The following is a 17639-nucleotide window of genomic DNA, read 5'->3' on the forward strand; positions in this document are numbered from 1 at the left end:
GGACAGGTTAACTATCATGTTGCATACTTAGCATATGGGATGCCGAAACAAGTTCGGCATGACCGGTCTTTTTCTTTTTTCTTGATTCCTGACTCTTATCTCTTGATTCTAACCTCTTTCCCCCTACCCCCATTGTAGCATTTCCATTTTGAAGCCTATTTTGTGCATTTCCCATACCTCAACGGCGTACACGCCAAATTCTTCCACTACTTTGCCGGTCATCCGGTAAAATCCGTCGCCCTGGAAAGTATAGCGCTTTAATGATTCGGGCCAGTGTACGGTGTCGAGCCAATCACCGTGGGGGTCAAGGAAAGTACCAAAATTCATGATCTCGTGCTTAATGGTGTTTGATTCTTTGATAGCCACCAGTTGCCCCAGTATCTTCACCGTTTGCCCTAGCTTGTTGGGCAAGTCTTTTACATAAGTGAGGCCCTGCTGATCGTCATCAACCATCGGAAAGATATCTGTAAGCGCAAAACCCAGGATTTCTATCTCGTCAAAAGCATCCTGCAGCGGGCGACTGCTCAACGCAGGCAATTTAAAATCAGCCACAGGCTCATGAAACAGGGCCACGGTAACGGGCTGCTCTTCCTGTTGTTTCTGAAAAAAGTTGGCACGCCACAGCAATTCCTGTTTGCTGGTGCCGGTAAAACGCAGCGCTCCAATCCGGATCAGGATATTCAGCTGCTCCATGCCGGGTTGGGTGCGTTCCATAAAATCTTCCATCGTGAGGTATGGGCCATGATGTTGGCGTTCGGTAATAATGGCCTCCAGCAAGCTGGCGGTTAGTCGTTCAATATGCACCAGGCCAACATACACATCTGTACCTTTAATATTGGTATAAGTATCGCTTTGGTTTACGCAGGGTGCATGCAGGTGCGCGCCGGTTCGTTTTAACTCGTGAAAATAGAAGGGGGTACGGTAAAAGCCACCAAAGTTATTGATCACCCCTACCATAAACTCCATCGGGAAATAGGTTTTGAGGTAAAGGCTCTGGTAGCTCTCCACCGCGAAACTAGCCGAATGCGCCTTGCTGAACGAATAACCGCTAAAGCTGGCTATCTGCCGCCAAACCTCCCTGCTGATGTGAGCCGGATAACCTTTCTCTTTACAGTTACTAAAGAACTTACCCTCGATCCTGATCATTTCTTCATTACCCCGGTACTTGCCCGACATGGCCCTGCGCAGGATATCCGCTTCGGCCATATCCAGACCGCCAAAGTGGTGCGCTATCTTGATCACATCTTCCTGGTACACCATAATGCCAAAGGTTTCTTTCAGCAGCTCTTCCATTTTGGGATGCAGGTATTGTACTTTATCCTGGTTGTGGTAATTGTAAATATAGGCCTTCATCATACCCGATTGCGACACACCCGGCCTGATGATAGAACTGGCTGCCACCAGCGTGAGATAATCACCACACTCCAGCTTCATGAGCAACTGGCGCATGGCCGGGCTTTCGATATAAAAGCAGCCTATGGTATCGGCCCGGCGAATCCTGTCGGCCACCAGCGGGTCTTTCATAAAATCATCAACCCGGGTAATATCTATATCGATACCTTTATTTTGTTTAACCAGTTGTATGGTATCCTTAATGTGTCCCAATCCCCGCTGACTCAATATATCCAACTTAATAAGCCCCACCCGCTCGGCACCAAACATATCGATCTGCGAGGTCGCAAAACCTTTTGGCGGCATTTCCAACGCGGTATATTGGTAGATGGGTTCTTCGGATATCAGCATCCCCCCGGCATGTATGCTCAGGTGGTTCGGAAAATCCTGCATGAGGGCGGCATATTTCAGGATAACTTTTTGTATGCTATCTTCCTTCAAAGTGGCATTCCGGTTTTTTACCAGGGTATCTATTTCTTCTTTAGGCAGCCCCAGCACTTTACCCAATTCGCGGATGGCGGCCCGCCGTTGAAAAGTACCGTGCATGCCCAGCAAAGCCACATGATTTTCACCGTATTTTTCAAAAATATAACTGATGATCTCGTTCCTGTCCTTATGACTAAAATCCATATCAAAATCGGGCGGTGAGGTGCGGAATTTATTCAGGAAACGCTCAAAGTAGAGATCCAGTTTGATGGGATCGACATCGGTTATTTTTAAATTATAGGCGATGATGGAATTGGCGCCGCTCCCCCGGCCTACATAGTAAAAACCTTTTTCGCGGGCAAAATTCACCACATCCCACACAATTAAAAAGTAGGCGTTAAACCGGAGGTCGTTAACCACTTTTAATTCCTTTTGCACCCTGGCTTCAATTACCGGATCATCGGGGTAGCGCTCTTTCATCCCGGTTAAAGCCAGGTGCTCCAAAAGCAGGCGATCTTCTTCTAACGACGGGGTATAGGTTTGTTTGTTTTTGTCGGATTTTGGGTCGATGACCATCGCTGTACCGCAGGCTGCTATTAACTGTAATGTGCGGTTGATGATAGCCGGGTAGCTGCTAAATTTGTCCATCAGTTCCTCTTCAGCCATCAGCATTTCATCGGGCGATGCTACCTCATCCGGTGATAATTTTGATAGCAGCGTATTCTCATCGATGGCCCTTAAAAGCCGGTGCAGGTTAAAGTTCTTTTTATCCTGAAAAGTTACCGGCTGGCGAATGATGAATTTTCCGGGATGATCTTTTACCCGTACACTAAACAACTTGTTCACCTCGTTTGCCCGCACACCAATCAATTCATTATCCTTCAATTCATAGGGCTGCAATGTGCCCAGGGCATAAATAATAAAAACATCCTCATCAAAAACAGGCCGTGCAGGAAAGGGTTGATCGGCCATTTTATACCGGGAAACAAAACGGTTAATCTGCATTAGTCCCTGGTCATTACGGGCTATCAGCAGGTAACAGAAGCGCTTATCGTTATGAATTTCGCAGCCTAAAATGGGTTTGATACCCGCTTCGCGGCAGTAATGTACAAAGTCCCAGGCATCGGGGTTGCCGTTAATATTGGTGAGGGCCAGCGAGCCAATACCCATTGCCTGTGCCTGCGCTATGAGCTCCCGTGTTTTGTAGGTGCCATAGCGGTAGCTGAACCATGTTTTGCAATTAACGTACATAACGCTCCTTTTCTATGGCGTTGAGCTGCTGGGCTATGGAGCGGTGCACAGCATCCTCGCCAAAGCGGTTGCGGATATGATCCATGGCCTGGTAAAGCCGGATATTTTCTACCGTATCATTAAACAGGTTAATCTGGTATTGCCCCTGCACCAGGTGACTTAAGCGCACCCCCAGCAAGCGAACCAGCTGGCGGCGGTCGTACACTTTTTTAAAAAGCTCTTTGGCGGTTTGCAGCAGCACATCATCAGACGAGGTATAACTGATCACCGCCTGTTTGGTTTCGGTATTAAAATCCGAGTAACGCAGCTTGATGGTAACGCAGCCACACAGCTTTTTTTGCTGCCGGAGCTGAAAGCTTACTTTCTCCGTCATCCGTACCAATTCGCGGTGTAAAAACTGGATATCGATGGTATCGTTCTCAAAGATCTCTTCGGTGCCGATACTTTTTTGCTCGGAATAAGGTATCACCGGACTTTCATCAATACCATGCGAGCGGCGATGCATTTCGATACCCGGCTTACCAAAACGGCTCTGCATCATGGGCTGTGGTATCTCACTTAAAATTTTAATGGTGGTTACCCCCATCTGCCTCAGCAGCGACGATGTTTTTTCGCCCACACCCGGCAGTTTCTGTACCACCAGCGGGGCCAGGTATTCCCGCTCGGTACCAAAAGGCACTTCTTTATGGCCGTTGGGCTTGTTTTCGTTAGTGGCTACTTTTGATATCAGTTTATTGGAAGCCAGAGCATACGATATAGGTAAACCTATCTGCTTGTTGATTCGTTGTTTCAGTTCGCTCATAAACAGGCTACAGCCAAAGTAGCGGTCCATCCCGGTGAGGTCGGCATAAAACTCATCGATACCTGTTTTCTCATATAAAGGGACCTGCTCGCGGATGACCTCAGTAACATCGCGGGAGAGCTGACTATAGCGATCAAAATCACCGCTTACAATTTCGGCAGCCGGACAAAGGCGCCGGGCTATTTTCATGGGCATGGCGGTGTGTACGCCGAAGGCACGGGTTTCATAACTACAGGAAGCCACAATGCCCCTGTCGCTCAATCCACCGACAATAACAGGCCTGCCTATCAGCTTGCTGTTATCCAACCGGGCCACGCTCACAAAAAAAGTATCCAGATCCAGATGCGATATAAAACGACGGTCGGCCAGGGTTGTCATGTTGATTGCTGTAAATACAGCGCTAAAATACTAATATTTTTAGCAACTAATATACAACCCCTATGCCATTTTTTTGTTAAATTATTGTTATTGAGGAGAATAAAAGTGGATTTATCAGATATAAGAAACGCGTCATTGCTTCGTACCTCGCAATGACGCGTTTCTTAGTAAAAGCCTTTATACTATTTACCCGGATAATACTTTTTCATATAGGCGGCATCGGTAGCCGTAATGGTGGTATTATTAGCAGCTATGGCTACATTATTTGTTGTAAACCTGGCCGGAACCGGGTAGTGCATAATGGATGATTTATCATAGGCCAGCAGGTTGCTTCCGGCTCTGGGGCCAACCCACAATACATTAAAATCTATTTGATCTTTAGTCCAGAAGTTAGGGGAGCCTTCATAATAAGCATACACGGCATCTGTGTTCCATGGGATGTTGGCATCGGGGTGTGCCTGCTCATGCTGTAAACCCAACACGTGACCAAACTCATGGGTGGTGGTTCTTCTGAATTCTTCGTCAGAAGTATTGTTGTCAAACCATCCAAAGTTAACCGATTGGGTTTGGCCACGGCCATCGGTACCTACATAGGCCCATGAGCCCGCGTCGCCATTGTGTTTAAAGCCAACGGTCAAATCGGCAGCCGCATTATCAGCCACAAACTGAAATACCAGGTTAGCGCTGCTTTCCCAGCTCTTGGCATATTGCTGCACTTTTCCGCGTACAAATGATGTTCCTTCGCCACTAATAAAGCGCACTTTGATGGTACGGCCGTTTGTCCATAATTTGTTGTTAGGCCCCCAGCTTTCGGTAACAGGGCCTCCCGTTACGGTTTTCATTTGACAGCTAAAATCGGCGTAAAGCGTTTCTTTTGCTACGGCGCTTTTTTGCGGCACAGTTTCTTCATTGTTGTTTTTTTTACATCCCGAGACAGCCAGCAGGGCCAGGGAGATGAGCAGGAGGTTTGTTGTTTTCATGGGTGATAGATTAATTATGATTTATTATTTAAGATATTTCAAATATTCATAAGACAGGGTTATAAGAAATTCGTGTATTGATCCATAAATCGTTAGTTTTTGAAGAAAATTGATCCATACATGATCCATAGCTTTATGAATCATTAGTTCATATTTTTTAATACTATCAATAATTAATCTATAATCTGGATTATAAATACCAAATTAATAAAATAATTATACGTTTTTATATTATTAGAAAAATATGCAATTATTTTATAAGGAATATTTAAATGGAGAGTATTATAAATATTATTCTGGTACAGATTACAGAGAATTTACACCTTTCGACGAAGCTCGGGGTATCACTTGCCTTTTTTATTTTGTCTCCGTAAAAGCCCCAGAGTGAACAAGGTTCACTCCTCACGGGAGGGATGCGATGGCGTGACTTGTGGCAGGGAGGGGTTTATACAATAGACACAACGAATAAACCCCTCCCGTTCGGAGGGAATCGCACCAGTCAACGCTTTAAAAAAATCAGCCATAAACCAACAACAGCCGCTACATTGCTGTAGACGGCTGTCTCTAAGTTATTATCCCTAATTTATAACTTATTATCTTTATCCCTTTTAAGGGATTATACTTACCTCCCGGTGATTGTTTACATTAGTATGGTTTTTGCGCATTGAATTCATCAGCGTATCTATTTGCAACCACTATTTATTTCTTAGAGGTTTTATAATGTCAAAGATATATGGCCTGGTTAACAATGTCAGCAGTGATACTACGGTATTACTATGTGGTTTTTACGCGAATTGCTACGCTTACTTTATGTTCAAAAATCGGCTTACCTCCTCGTATTTATTAATATTAATATGGTTTTGGTGTATAGAATTAGCCATGTTCCCTGATGCTACTACTATCCTGAATTTTGTTGCAGGTACCTGATAGCTATCAAGGAATGGGCCATCTGTGGTTATTCTGGTAAAGTAAAAGTACAGACGTACTTTACCTACAAAAGTTTCGTACGCGTAATTATAGTTATATTCATCATAAACACTTGGGAACGAATATGGCAAGGGCTGCCATTGTGTTACGTTTGGGTTGGGTTGAAAATATACTAATACCAGCCCCCTTTCTAACATACCGGCTGTAAGTAATGGGCTATTATACTCCACTCCTTTTGCATAACGAGTTATAACACTATCACCTGCTATATTAAAATTAACGTTATAAATGTTTTGGTTCCAGTCCGCGGTATTTACGGTAAAAACAACTGAATTAAGATCGGAATTACCTGATGGACCCCGTAAATTTACAGGTGTCCCCCATCCTCCACTTGTTTTAGGCCCATATAACAGGTAGTTGGTTTTGTCCAGATAATAATCGCCGTTGTTACCCAAGCTTGGGGCAGGCGTACCTGCCCCGCTTAAGGTAGCGCTTCCGGCAGCACCCGTTGCACCGGTAGCACCTTTTAATGACAGTCCGCTTCCCCAACCTGCAGCGGTTTTGGGGCCATACAATAAGCCGGTAGTGGTATCCAGGTAATAGTCGCCCGCAATACCTTTAGTAGCTGGCGGAACGGTAGTACCACTGTAGATCATACTGCCTGCTGCACCATTTGTCCCGGCTGGACCGGCAGGCCCAACAGCACCAATTGAGCCCTTATCGCCGGTGTCGCCCTTGGGACCTGCAGTGCCGTCTTTACTGCATGAGGCCGTGAACAGCATGGTCACTGCTGCTAATAATAGCAATGCACTATTAAAATTCTTCATGTAAATAGATTTTACAGGGTATTAAAAACCGGTATTTCAAAATTTGAAGTCTCGTTATTTGATATTCAGAAACTTGCTTACCTCATCATATTTGTTAACGTTAATGTGGTTTTGCTGTAATGAGCTGGCAATAGACCCTGATATCATCACTATCTTATATTTTTTTGTAGAGACCTGGTAGGTCTCAAGATCTGGAGGAACTGAATTTGGATTTACCTGACCAATGTAAAAATACAGTCTTACTTTACCTTCGTAAGTTTCATAAACCCAATTATAAGAAAATGCCGAAATATACGAATACGGAAGAGGCTGCCATTGAAACCCATTGGCATTTGTATCTGTTTGAAAATACACCAATACCAGCCCTGTATTTAATAAACTAGCAGTAATCAACGAGTTAGAATGCTCAACACATTTAACTTTATAATAGCTATTGGCGTCAATCTCATAATAATAATTATTATTGCTGTCGTCTGTATATCTCCAGTCTTCGCTTTTTACTGTAAAAGTATCTACCTTAACATTGGCATTCCCTTCAGGCCCCTGCGGCCCTGCGGGGCCCCGTAAGTTTACGGGAGCCCCCCACCCCGAGCCAGATTTAGGGCCGTATAATAGGTAGTTGATTTTATCCAGGTAATAATCGCCATTGTTACCCAAGCTTGGGGCAGGCGTACCTGCCCCGCTTAAGGTAGTGCTTCCGGCAGCACCCGTTGCACCGGTAGCACCTTTTAATGAGAGTCCACTTCCCCAGCCTGCACTAGTTTTTGGGCCATATAATAAGCCTATAGTGGTATTTAAATAATAATCGCCAACAGCGCCTTTAGTAGCTACAGGGGCGGTAGTGCCGCTGTAAATCATACTGCCTGCTGTGCCATTTGCCCCGGCTGGACCGGCGGGCCCAACTGCCCCAGTTGAGCCTTTATCGCCGGTATCACCTTTAGGCCCTGCAGCACCGTCCTTGCCGCAAGAGATCGTAAACAGCATGATAGCTGCTGTTAATATTAGTAATGCGTAATTAATTTTCTTCATATCCATATATCCAGAAACTTTGTAAAAAACAGCGCTTAAAAAATTGTCGTTAGTATTAATAATTTTTCAAGTAATATTTCATTTGCAATATTCCTCAAATCAAACAGACCGGACAATCGCAGAAAACAGTGATTTTTCAATAGATGATCGTAGGCCGCCAAACAGACTAAATACCTGATGATAGGTGTAGATGATAGCGGGGAATAAAACGCAAAAAGGAGACTAATGTCTCCCTTTTGCGTTTTATAAGAATATTTCGTTTTAGTTTTTTGCAGCCACCGGATGGGTATTCAAATACTGATATAGCTGGGTTCCTGTAAGCAGGAACGCACCTACCCCGTACACTTCGGTACTATTTTCAGTAACCGCATCGGGACTGGCACCTATACGCTGAACATAACCCAGCATCCCATCAGCATGAACCGAAGTTGCCAGTGCTGCCCAGGCCTTTTTTACAACAGGCCAGTAGGTTTTGTTATCCAGCAGACCATGGTTAAGGCCCCATAGCAAGGCATAACAATAAAAGCCGGTACCGCTTGTTTCTTTAACCGGGTAGCTTTCCGGATCGAGCAGGGAAGCGTGCCAACTGCCATCCGGCTGTTGCAGCGAGGCTACCCTGGCGGCCATATCACGATATAATTTTTCAAACTTCTTTTTGTCGGGATAATTGGCTGGCATGTTTTCCATCACCCTTACTAAACCTGCCAGCACCCATCCGTTGCCTCTTGCCCAGAATACCTTTTTGCCGTTCTTTTCTTTTTTATCCAGGTAACTGCCGTCTCTAAAGTATAGGTGTTCGGCTGGGTCGTACAGATAGTCGGTTGTTTTCCACCAGAGTTTGGCAGCGGTATCTAGATATTGAGGATTGCTGGTAGCTGTACTCAAATAGCTTAAAGCCGTAGGGCCCATAAACAGGGCATCGCACCAGGCCCATTCTCTCGAAGCTATATGATTTTTCCATTCCAATGGTTCGTCATGCTGCTTATTCACAATGCTATCGGCCAGTAAAGTAAAGGGCGCTATCATTTTCTTGTCCTTGTATTTGGTATATAACAAGGAGTAGGTTTGCCCTATACAATAATCATCGGCCATAAAACGATCGCGCCCGGTATTCCAGCCCAGGTCATTACCTATGTTCACCAGCGTGGTTAAATATTTCTCGTTGTTTTTGATAGATCCCAGCGCATAAATACCGGTATAACAGGCGGCGTTTGTCCAATCGACCTTGGCGTGTTTAAAACCATTGGTATTCCAGTCATTGATCTGCCAGTCGGCCACCCGGTGCATGATATTTAAGATATATGCTTTTTGCAGCAGGGAATCAGGTTTAACCACCGGCCCCGTGGCATAGGTTTTTATACCGGGCATCAAAAACAATAACAGTAACCAGGAGCGTTTGGATTTTAACTGGGTAATCATTTCAGGTATTTTTAGGTTAGGCTTTAAAGATAAAATATTTTGCCTGAAAGCTTTGCCTCCTATTTACTTTACCACTGTAGCTTCCAGTTCTACTTTTAGTGTTTCAAAAAGACTTTTCACTTCTAACAGGGTAAGCGATTGTTTAATACCATGTTTAGCCACCCAATCCTGAAAAATTTGGAAATTGGGCCAAAGCTCCGCGGTAGAGGTTGTGTAGATATTTAACCTCACGATACCTTCTGGTTTGTACCCGGCCTCACCGATCACTTGTTCCAGGTTTTGCAGGGCTTTAACTAATTGAGTTTTCATGTCGTCGTTACTGGATATGCCATCGGCGCTGATAGCTGTTTGCCCCGAAATGTATAAAGTACTTTCCACGTGTTTTACTTCAACGGCCTGTACATAGCTTCGCTTATCCTGCCATTGCCAGGGGTTAATGATTCTTTTTTCCATCTTATTGGGGGTTTGAGTTTGTGCCAAAGCAGGCACCGTAGTTATTGATAGTAATGCTAAAAGTTTTGCTATTTTTTTCATGATCTCTGTCAAAAATTCATAAGGCAAAACTGCGCATAACACCCGGGATGGACTGTTGACAAACCTCACGATTATTCTGTGAGGAATGTCACGCTATGAAGATAACCTGCTCAGTGTTTCGCGGGAAACACCCAGATAGGCGGCCAGCAGGCTTTTGGGCACCCGCTGAATAAGGGAAGGGTATTGTTTAAGCAGCTGTTCATAGCGTTCTTTGGAGCTTAAGGTTAGCCAGGATATGATGCGGCGCTGTGATCCGATAAAACCAAAATTGGCTTTTTCCAGGAAAAAACGCACCATTTTTTGGAGACCATCGCACAGCTTTTTGTAGTCATCGAGCGAAAGGCAGAGCACTTTGGTATCTTCCAGGCACTCCAAGGACATGGTAGCTTTAGTTTGCGTGTAAAAGGCATAAAAATCGCTTTCCCACCAGTCTTCCATCGCAAAAGAAACAATGTGCTCTTTTCCCGCCTCATCGGTATACACCAATTTTAAAAGCCCGGAGAGTACAAAATAGTGATACTTTACTGCTTCGCCTTCCTGTATCAGGAATTGGTGTTTCTTATATTTTTTGGCTGTAAAATGCGCCCATACAAATGCAAACTCTTCATCGCTGAGCGGTACTATTTTTTCTATATGTCTCCTTAATATTTCCTGCATAGTATAAGCAAGTACTATTGTTCGGGTGTGATGAACCTTATCCCATTTTCGCCGGCAATAATAGCTTTGGTAGCCATGCCATAAAACAGGGAATGCTCCACAATTCCGGGAATCATTTTTACATCGATGTTAAGTTGCTGCCATTGCGGCGTATGGTCAAAGCGAATATCAGCCAGCAGGTTACCGTTATCAGAAATAACAGTTCCATCTTTCTGATCGCCCATGCGTAATTTGATCTCGGCATCAGGATAGGCGGCCGACCGGAGCTTAGCCAACACAATCTGTAAAGCCTGGGGCAAAATCTCGATCACCAGCGGATAGGTAGTATTCAGCCGCGGTACAAATTTAGTGTCATCACCTATTAAAATGAATTCGGCAGCCATGGAGGCCAGTATTTTTTCGGTAGTGTGGATACCGCCGCCACTTTTAAGAGCATTCAATTGCTGGTCGAACTGATCGCAACCATCAAAGTAGATGTCCAGGTGTTTTACAGCAGATGCGGACTTTACATTTAAACCCTGCTCCTGCAGGTAGCTGTTAGTTTTGAATGACGATGATACCAAAACAACAGACCGGGCCAGATCCACATCCTGTCCAATCATATTAGCCAGGTGCAAAACCGTTGTGCCTGCACCCAGGCCAATTGTTTGTCCTGTTTTTATAAATTTAAACGCGGCTTTGGCAGCCTCCAGTTTATAATCAGCCATGTGTTTTAATTTTGCGGCAAGATACTTTATATCCCCGCAATAAAAAAAGCATTGATACCTGGTACATCAGAAAGATAAGTAGCCATACTTACTATTTTGCCACCGTTTACTTCAAAAACAATGGCTACCTGTTCGTCCAGTATCAGTTCCCCCCTGCTGGCCGTGTTATGCAATGACAAGGTGAAACCGGTAAGGCCAATCAGGATATATTTCAGATCAAAATTAACCCCGAAATGTTTCAGGCCCTGTGCCCGTTTGATAATGGCTTCGGCACCATTTGCCGGACCGGATAGCAAACTTGTTCCCGGCAATGTCCAGCTGGCATCGGCGGCCAATATGGATCGCATGGTATCCCAGTCATTACTCTTTAGCGAGGTAACAAAAATATTGGCCAGGGCAAGTTTTTCGTTGTCTGTTGGTAGATTGTTATTTGGGTTATCAGTTTTCATGGTGGATTAGTTTAACGGACCTAAAGTAAATATTTCTGGTATACCAGCTCGTATAAATGCGCCCCTTAAACAACTATAGTCCCAAACTTATAAATGATACTTTCCCGGTAAGTATCGCCGGGATTTAATACTGTTGAAGGGAAGTTGGGATGAGTAGGGCTGTCCGGATAATACTGACATTCCAAACACATGCCATCAAAGGGGCTATACCGCTCACCCCTATGGCCCGAATGTTCGCTTAGTAAATAATCGCCTGTATAAACTATGAGGGAGGGACAGGTCGTAAATATTTCCAGTTTACGCCCCGACTTTTTTTCGGTTAGCTCGGCCGCCAGTTTATGGTAAGTGCCGGGCTGTTCGTCTAATATATAACAATCATTTAAACCGGTAATATAGGTTTCGTTTACCAGCATTTTACTTCGGATGGCAGTATTCGAAAACTTTCTGCTCCCCACGGGCTCAATAAGTCCTGTGGGAATATAGCCCGTGCCATTTTGCAGCATACTACCTGCATGCACAGTAAGTGTATGGTCGAATATTTTAGCCCCGTTATTTGACAAGTTAAAGTAGGCATGATTAGTAAAATTGGCGATGGTTCGTTTATCTGTAGACGCGTAATAAGTGATGGCAAGCTCATTCAGATCCCTCCACTGATAATGTACCGTAAGTTCGAGGTTACCGGGATATCCCCCCTCTCCATCGGGGCTTTGGAGGATAAAAAATAAACCCTCAGCTGTGATGGCATATTTAAAAACCCGGGTATTAAAACCATGGTTACCACCATGGTTAGTATTTTCACCATCGTTATTTTCCAGTTGCCATGTAGCGCTGTCGAGCTTAAAACTGGCCCCTCCTATCCTGTTAGCGTAACGACCAATGGTTGAACCGATATAACAGCTGTCATCCAAATAGCCTTGTAATGATGGGAAACCCAAAACCACGTTACTATAAACGCCACGAGCATCGGGTACTACGACCGAAACCAATGTTGCTCCGTAATTAGTTAACTCCACATAGGCGCCATGAGTGTTCTCCATTTTAAATAGATATACTGGCTCACCGGCATGCTGGCCCCATTCCTGATGGGTTATTTGAGTAGTACTTTTATTCATTACTCAGTCCTGGATATTTAGGGAATGCTTTGCCATATCCAGATGAATCTTGCTTGCTGCATGCGTAGCATCGAGTCCCAGCACATGGTTTAACATTTTTTGCGCGGCATCGAGCTCCTGCAAGCCTAATGCGCCCAGGCCCTGTAAGAAGCTGGTATGAATTCGGTTGCGCAGGTTCAGATCGTCATCAAATATGAGCAGATTGGGTAGCGATACAGCGAAATAATCAATCTTCACTTCATCATTGGCGTGCAGTGCCCCGTAGTTAACCAACTTTTTAAATATGCTGTTGGCCCGCTCTGTGTTGCCCAGCTTTTTCCAGGCCAGTCCCTGGTAAAAGATCTTATCGGGCTGCTGATCGTTATAAAACACCGCGGCCGATGGCTCATCTAACCCAACAGTAGCCTGCTCAAAGTATTTTTTGGCCTGTTCGGGCTCACCGGCTGCTTCGTAAGCACAACCTATCCAGTAATCGATATCGTTTTCCTGGGTTCCATACAGTTTGCCCTCACCCAAATTATGCGGGTAAGTTTTGCCATTACGGAGGTAAGTAATAGCTTTTTCGTGCAGATCTTCTTCTATATATTTCTTAGCCAGTGCAATCAGACTAAATACATACTGACCGGATGCCTTACCTTCGCCCCCTTCCCATGGATGGAACTGGCGTGCATTCAACAGGTTCAAAGCTATTTCATGATCGCCCAAAAGATTGTATAGTGTTACCCTTTCCAGGTAAACATCATCGCGCTGGTTGGCCACCTCCAGATTATCTTCCAGGAGTTTCAAACGTTCCTCCGGCGACCTGTTTAGTCTTTTATACAACTGGTCAAGCTCCATGAGTACGCGGGCATCGGTTTTATCGAGCGCAAAAGCTTTTTCAAAATACTCCAGCGCTTTTTGCTCGTTATGTTGTTTATTGAAATACGCAATGGCGAGATTACGGAAAACAGTCGGGAATTTATCATCCAGCTTTGCTGAGCTTTCCCAGTAACTTACCGCATCGGTATACTGGCGCTTATCATAAAACAGGTTACCTAAATAATAAGGTGCTTTGGCATCGGTTGGGTTAAGTTCAATAGCTAATTCAAGAATACCGATCTCATCCAAACGGTTAGGGAAACACAGGTATGGATCTGCTTTGGCAGCTTTAGCCAGCCATTCGGCAGCCTCCACTTTACGGCCGCTTTGATGGCTCAGCCAACCTAATGTATAATAAACTATCGGGTTTGATTCAGCAGTTTTTACAACCAATTGCAGTAATTGCGATGCTTCGTCATACAAACCTGCAGCGGCGTAATCCAGGGCATACTCTATAAAATTCTGGTCGTCATAACGTGAAAGCGTTAACAGGCGATTCAGGCTCTCCTCTATCCTATCTGTATCATTGCTTATCCGGTAAGCCAATACTTTTTCAAATAGTGCCCCCAGGTTAAAGCCATCACGTTCCAAAGCAGTCTCAACAGTAGCCAACGCTTTATCTACCTGGTTCAATTTACGGTAAGCCGCCGCCTTGATCACGTACGATTTGCTGTTGCTGGCGTTCCTATCCAACGATTGATTAATATGATCCAGCGCCAGCGCATAATGGCCGCGGGCCATATCCAGCTGCGCCACGCAGAAAAAGCCGGTATCTTTCCAGGCATTGCTCCAGGTGGCTTTGTAAAATACGGTGTACGCCTCATCGGCCCGACCTAAATACTTTAAGCACAAGCCCAGGTTGTAATAAGGCTCGCTATCATACGGATTTGGGTTGCGTTGGATACTGGTGTCTACCGCCTGGCGTAAATAAGATTCTGCCTTGGTAAACTGCCCTTTACGAATATACCATTTACCCAGCGCGTTATTGTTACGTACATCGGTAGGCTCACGACGCAGTGCTTCTTCGTAATACTGAACAGGACTATACGTAGCGTGGCGATATTGTTCCAGGTGCTGAGCAGTTAAAAACAGCTGCTCCACACTTTCTACATCAGCTGGGGCCAGGGCCGGTTTTGCCGGTAGAGGCATCTCGTTTTTTTTGTTTTTTGCGGGTTCGTAACGCAGTACTTCCTGCTTGCTGCTGTTGGTGATGATCAGCAATAATTCATTTTCGCTCAGATTGGGTTTAACAGCTACTTCCTGTATAAAAACTTGTTCAGGATTAATATCCGTCGTCTGGGTAAATAATATTTCTCCTTTGTAGTTCAGCCCGATATTCAAACCATTTTGTACCGATGTTACCTGCACTTTGATGGTTACTTTATCGCCGTGCTTGCTTAGCGCCAGCAGGATATCTTTCGTAGCATTTTTCACCATGCCTAATTCACGGTAGGGTAAAAAGTATTGCGTAAAAGTTTTCTCCTCGTAAGGCATCAGCCAGCTAAAATCGGGCTGATTATCGGTGAACACACCGGTCATCAGTTCTATGTACGGACCGTCCTCGTCGGTCAAATTTCTGTCCCAGGCCTGGCCGAAATCGCTGTGGCCCCAGGTCCACTGTTTTTTACCGGGCGATACATGATGATTGGCCACATGCAGCAAACCGCCCTGTGAGTCATGTTCATAACCACCCACAAAATCATAATCGGAGTTGATAGCCATGTAGGAGGTTGGTACAGGAATATTCTTATACATCGAAATATCGGTACCCGGCGAATAATCTACCTTGTAATAAGTGCCCGTAGCAATAGGGAAATCAGATACATCGCGTTTGCCATGATCAAATACAGCGTTCACATCAGGCGGAAAAACCGACTGGTAATAATCATTAACCTTTACCGCCGGGTTTGCCCACCACAGGAAAGTTTGCGGCAACGAGGAACGGTTAAACAATTTGGCTTTGATCTCGATGTAAGCCGCATCAGGCCTAAGCGTAAAACCAGCCATCCCCTTAGTATGAAACATGCGCTCTACCTCGTTCACCCAAACGGTTTTACTGCCATCGGCGTGCTCTTCTAAGGTATAGTCAACCGGATCAAATGTGCTTGGGCGATGGTGCTGCGGCCAGTTAAACTCGATACCGCCCGAGATCCAAGGACCGGTTAAACCTACCAGTGCCGGTTTGATCACCTGGTTATAATATATAAAATGACGTTGTTTGATCTTGTCAAAAGCCATCTGGATGCGACCGCCCAACTCTGGCAGGATCATTATTTTCAGGTACTTGTTCTCCAGGAATAAACCAGTGTATTCTTTATCTTCTTTTTCGTCGGCAATTTTTTCGATCACCGGGTTGGGGTATACTACACCGCTGCTGCCCTGGTAAACACGCTTTTCAAAAAACATGGGGTTTTTATCGGGCTTGCCCACACCATACGTAGGGATCACAACTTTCTCTTCCCAAACGGATACATTAGACTGATTCATAATATATTAATTCTTCTGCTGATGATTAATGTCTGATTAAATTCTCTTCAAGTTCTTCCAGGGTTTGTCCCTTGGTTTCTTTAACACGCGCTTTCACAAACAGAAAACCCAGGAAACAGATAGCCGCGTACAGGTAAAAAGGTCCGTAGGTACCTAATTTTTTGGCCAGTATGGGGAACGTAAAAACCAATATGAAATAAGCACCCCATAGCGATACAATGGCTACCGACGAGGCTACACCCCTGATCTTATTTGGAAATATCTCTGAAATAAGCACCCAGGTAACCGGGGCCAGCGAAATGGCATAGGTACTGATAGCCAGCAACACAAATATGGATACCAGTCCGGCAGGGAAATGGTTTTGTAAGGCTACAGCCAGTACAATATACATAATGGATAAACCGAGCGAGCCCACCAGCATCAATGGGCGGCGGCCCAGCTTATCTACCTGCCACATGGCCAATAAGGTAAATACCAGGTTCACCACGCCAATGGAAACCGTTTCCAAAAGCTGACGGTTCAGGTTGGCCCCTACCGACTCAAATATGGTTGAGGTATAGTTAAATACCACATTGATACCGCAAAACTGCTGAAACACAGCCAGCGTGATACCCACCACAACTGCCGGGCGAACGGCTTTCTCAAATACCATTTTGTAGGATTGTTTGGCTGTGCTTCCTGCCAATGATTTTTCAATGGCCTTCATCGTAGTATCAACAAAATCTACCGATCCTATTTTGTTAAGTACCTGCTGGGCTTTAGCTACCTGGCCCGATTTCATCAACCATCTTGGGCTCTCTGGCAGCCAGGTAACCCCGATCAGGAACACGGCAGAGGGCACAGCACCCAAACCAAACATCCAGCGCCAGGCATCATGGCCATGATCGGCCAGAAAATAATTGACCAGGTTGGTGATCAATATGCCAATAACCACCGTAAGCTGGTTGATAGCTACATTACGCCCACGCACTTCGGCCGGGGAAACTTCGGCAATATACATGGGGCAAAGCATGGAAGCCATGCCTACGCCAATACCCGCTGCAAAACGCAGTACAATGAAATAAGTAAGCGTTTGCGCAAAGGCGATACCGATGGATGATACCGCGAAGATCAAAGCGGCCACCATCAGCCCGGGTTTACGGCCATATTTATCGGCCAGGTTACCGGCAATGAGGCAGCCAACGATACATCCTAAAGCTAATGAGCCGGTCAAAAAGCCTTCCCACACCGGGTCGAGCCCAAATTGAGTACGCAGAAATGGTAAAGCGCCCGATATCACCGCAAAGTCGAACCCGAAAAGGTATCCGCCCAGGGCCGAAATAAAGGAAATCCCGATAATATACCGGCTGTTAAAAGTTTTTGAACTACTCATTTTTCAGGATATGTTTTATTGGTTTAAGCATA

At 45.1% G+C, this 17639-nt stretch carries 13 protein-coding genes; all 13 read right to left on the reverse strand.

Translation table 11 applies throughout. The features are described from left to right. Positions 1-123: 123 nt before the first annotated feature. On the reverse strand, positions 124-3069 hold the full coding sequence (locus BW976_RS08640) for a DNA polymerase III subunit alpha (protein WP_076372450.1): 2946 nt from the start codon (positions 3067-3069) through the stop codon (positions 124-126). Beyond that, entirely contained in the window at positions 3059-4249 is a 1191-nt protein-coding gene (gene dinB, locus BW976_RS08645; RefSeq protein ID WP_076372452.1) for a DNA polymerase IV, read from the reverse strand. The genes BW976_RS08640 and dinB overlap by 11 nt, the downstream gene beginning before the upstream one ends. A 182-nt stretch (positions 4250-4431) precedes the next feature. Beyond that, complete coding sequence (locus tag BW976_RS08650) at positions 4432-5229, reverse strand: M12 family metallopeptidase (protein WP_076372454.1); 798 nt, start codon at positions 5227-5229, stop codon at positions 4432-4434. An 803-nt stretch (positions 5230-6032) separates the two neighbouring features. Further along, a complete protein-coding gene (locus BW976_RS08655) occupies positions 6033-6983 on the reverse strand; it encodes a collagen-like protein (RefSeq protein WP_076372456.1) in 951 nt (316 codons plus the stop codon). Positions 6984-7037: 54 nt separating this feature from the next. After that, positions 7038-8012 carry a collagen-like domain-containing protein gene (locus BW976_RS08660; protein WP_139332251.1) on the reverse strand — a complete coding sequence of 325 codons (975 nt, stop codon included), beginning with the start codon at positions 8010-8012 and terminating at the stop codon, positions 7038-7040. A 261-nt stretch (positions 8013-8273) separates the two neighbouring features. Continuing rightward, complete coding sequence (locus BW976_RS08665; protein ID WP_076372460.1) at positions 8274-9431, reverse strand: glycoside hydrolase family 88/105 protein; 1158 nt, start codon at positions 9429-9431, stop codon at positions 8274-8276. 63 nt (positions 9432-9494) lie between these two features. Further along, positions 9495-9965 carry a RidA family protein gene (locus BW976_RS08670; protein ID WP_245834665.1) on the reverse strand — a complete coding sequence of 157 codons (471 nt, stop codon included), beginning with the start codon at positions 9963-9965 and terminating at the stop codon, positions 9495-9497. A gap of 93 nt (positions 9966-10058) precedes the next feature. After that, positions 10059-10622 (reverse strand): Crp/Fnr family transcriptional regulator, encoded by a 564-nt coding sequence (locus BW976_RS08675; protein WP_076372462.1) that lies wholly within the window; start codon positions 10620-10622, stop codon positions 10059-10061. A 14-nt stretch (positions 10623-10636) separates the two neighbouring features. Further along, entirely contained in the window at positions 10637-11329 is a 693-nt protein-coding gene (rpiA, locus tag BW976_RS08680; protein ID WP_076372464.1) for a ribose 5-phosphate isomerase A, read from the reverse strand. A gap of 26 nt (positions 11330-11355) precedes the next feature. Continuing rightward, the gene (locus BW976_RS08685) at positions 11356-11778 is read right to left on the reverse strand and encodes a nuclear transport factor 2 family protein (protein WP_076372466.1); all 423 of its coding nucleotides are present in this window, start codon (positions 11776-11778) and stop codon (positions 11356-11358) included. Between the two features lie 65 nt (positions 11779-11843). Then, positions 11844-12890 carry an aldose epimerase family protein gene (locus BW976_RS08690; RefSeq protein WP_076372468.1) on the reverse strand — a complete coding sequence of 349 codons (1047 nt, stop codon included), beginning with the start codon at positions 12888-12890 and terminating at the stop codon, positions 11844-11846. Between the two features lie 3 nt (positions 12891-12893). Beyond that, on the reverse strand, positions 12894-16235 hold the full coding sequence (locus tag BW976_RS08695) for a DUF5107 domain-containing protein (RefSeq protein WP_076372470.1): 3342 nt from the start codon (positions 16233-16235) through the stop codon (positions 12894-12896). 25 nt (positions 16236-16260) lie between these two features. Continuing rightward, positions 16261-17607, reverse strand: coding sequence for a sugar porter family MFS transporter (locus BW976_RS08700; RefSeq protein ID WP_076372472.1), 1347 nt, complete (start codon positions 17605-17607; stop codon positions 16261-16263). Between the last annotated feature and the right edge of the window lie 32 nt (positions 17608-17639).

This window comes from Mucilaginibacter lappiensis (genome assembly GCF_900155965.1).
GTDB lineage: Bacteria > Bacteroidota > Bacteroidia > Sphingobacteriales > Sphingobacteriaceae > Mucilaginibacter > Mucilaginibacter lappiensis.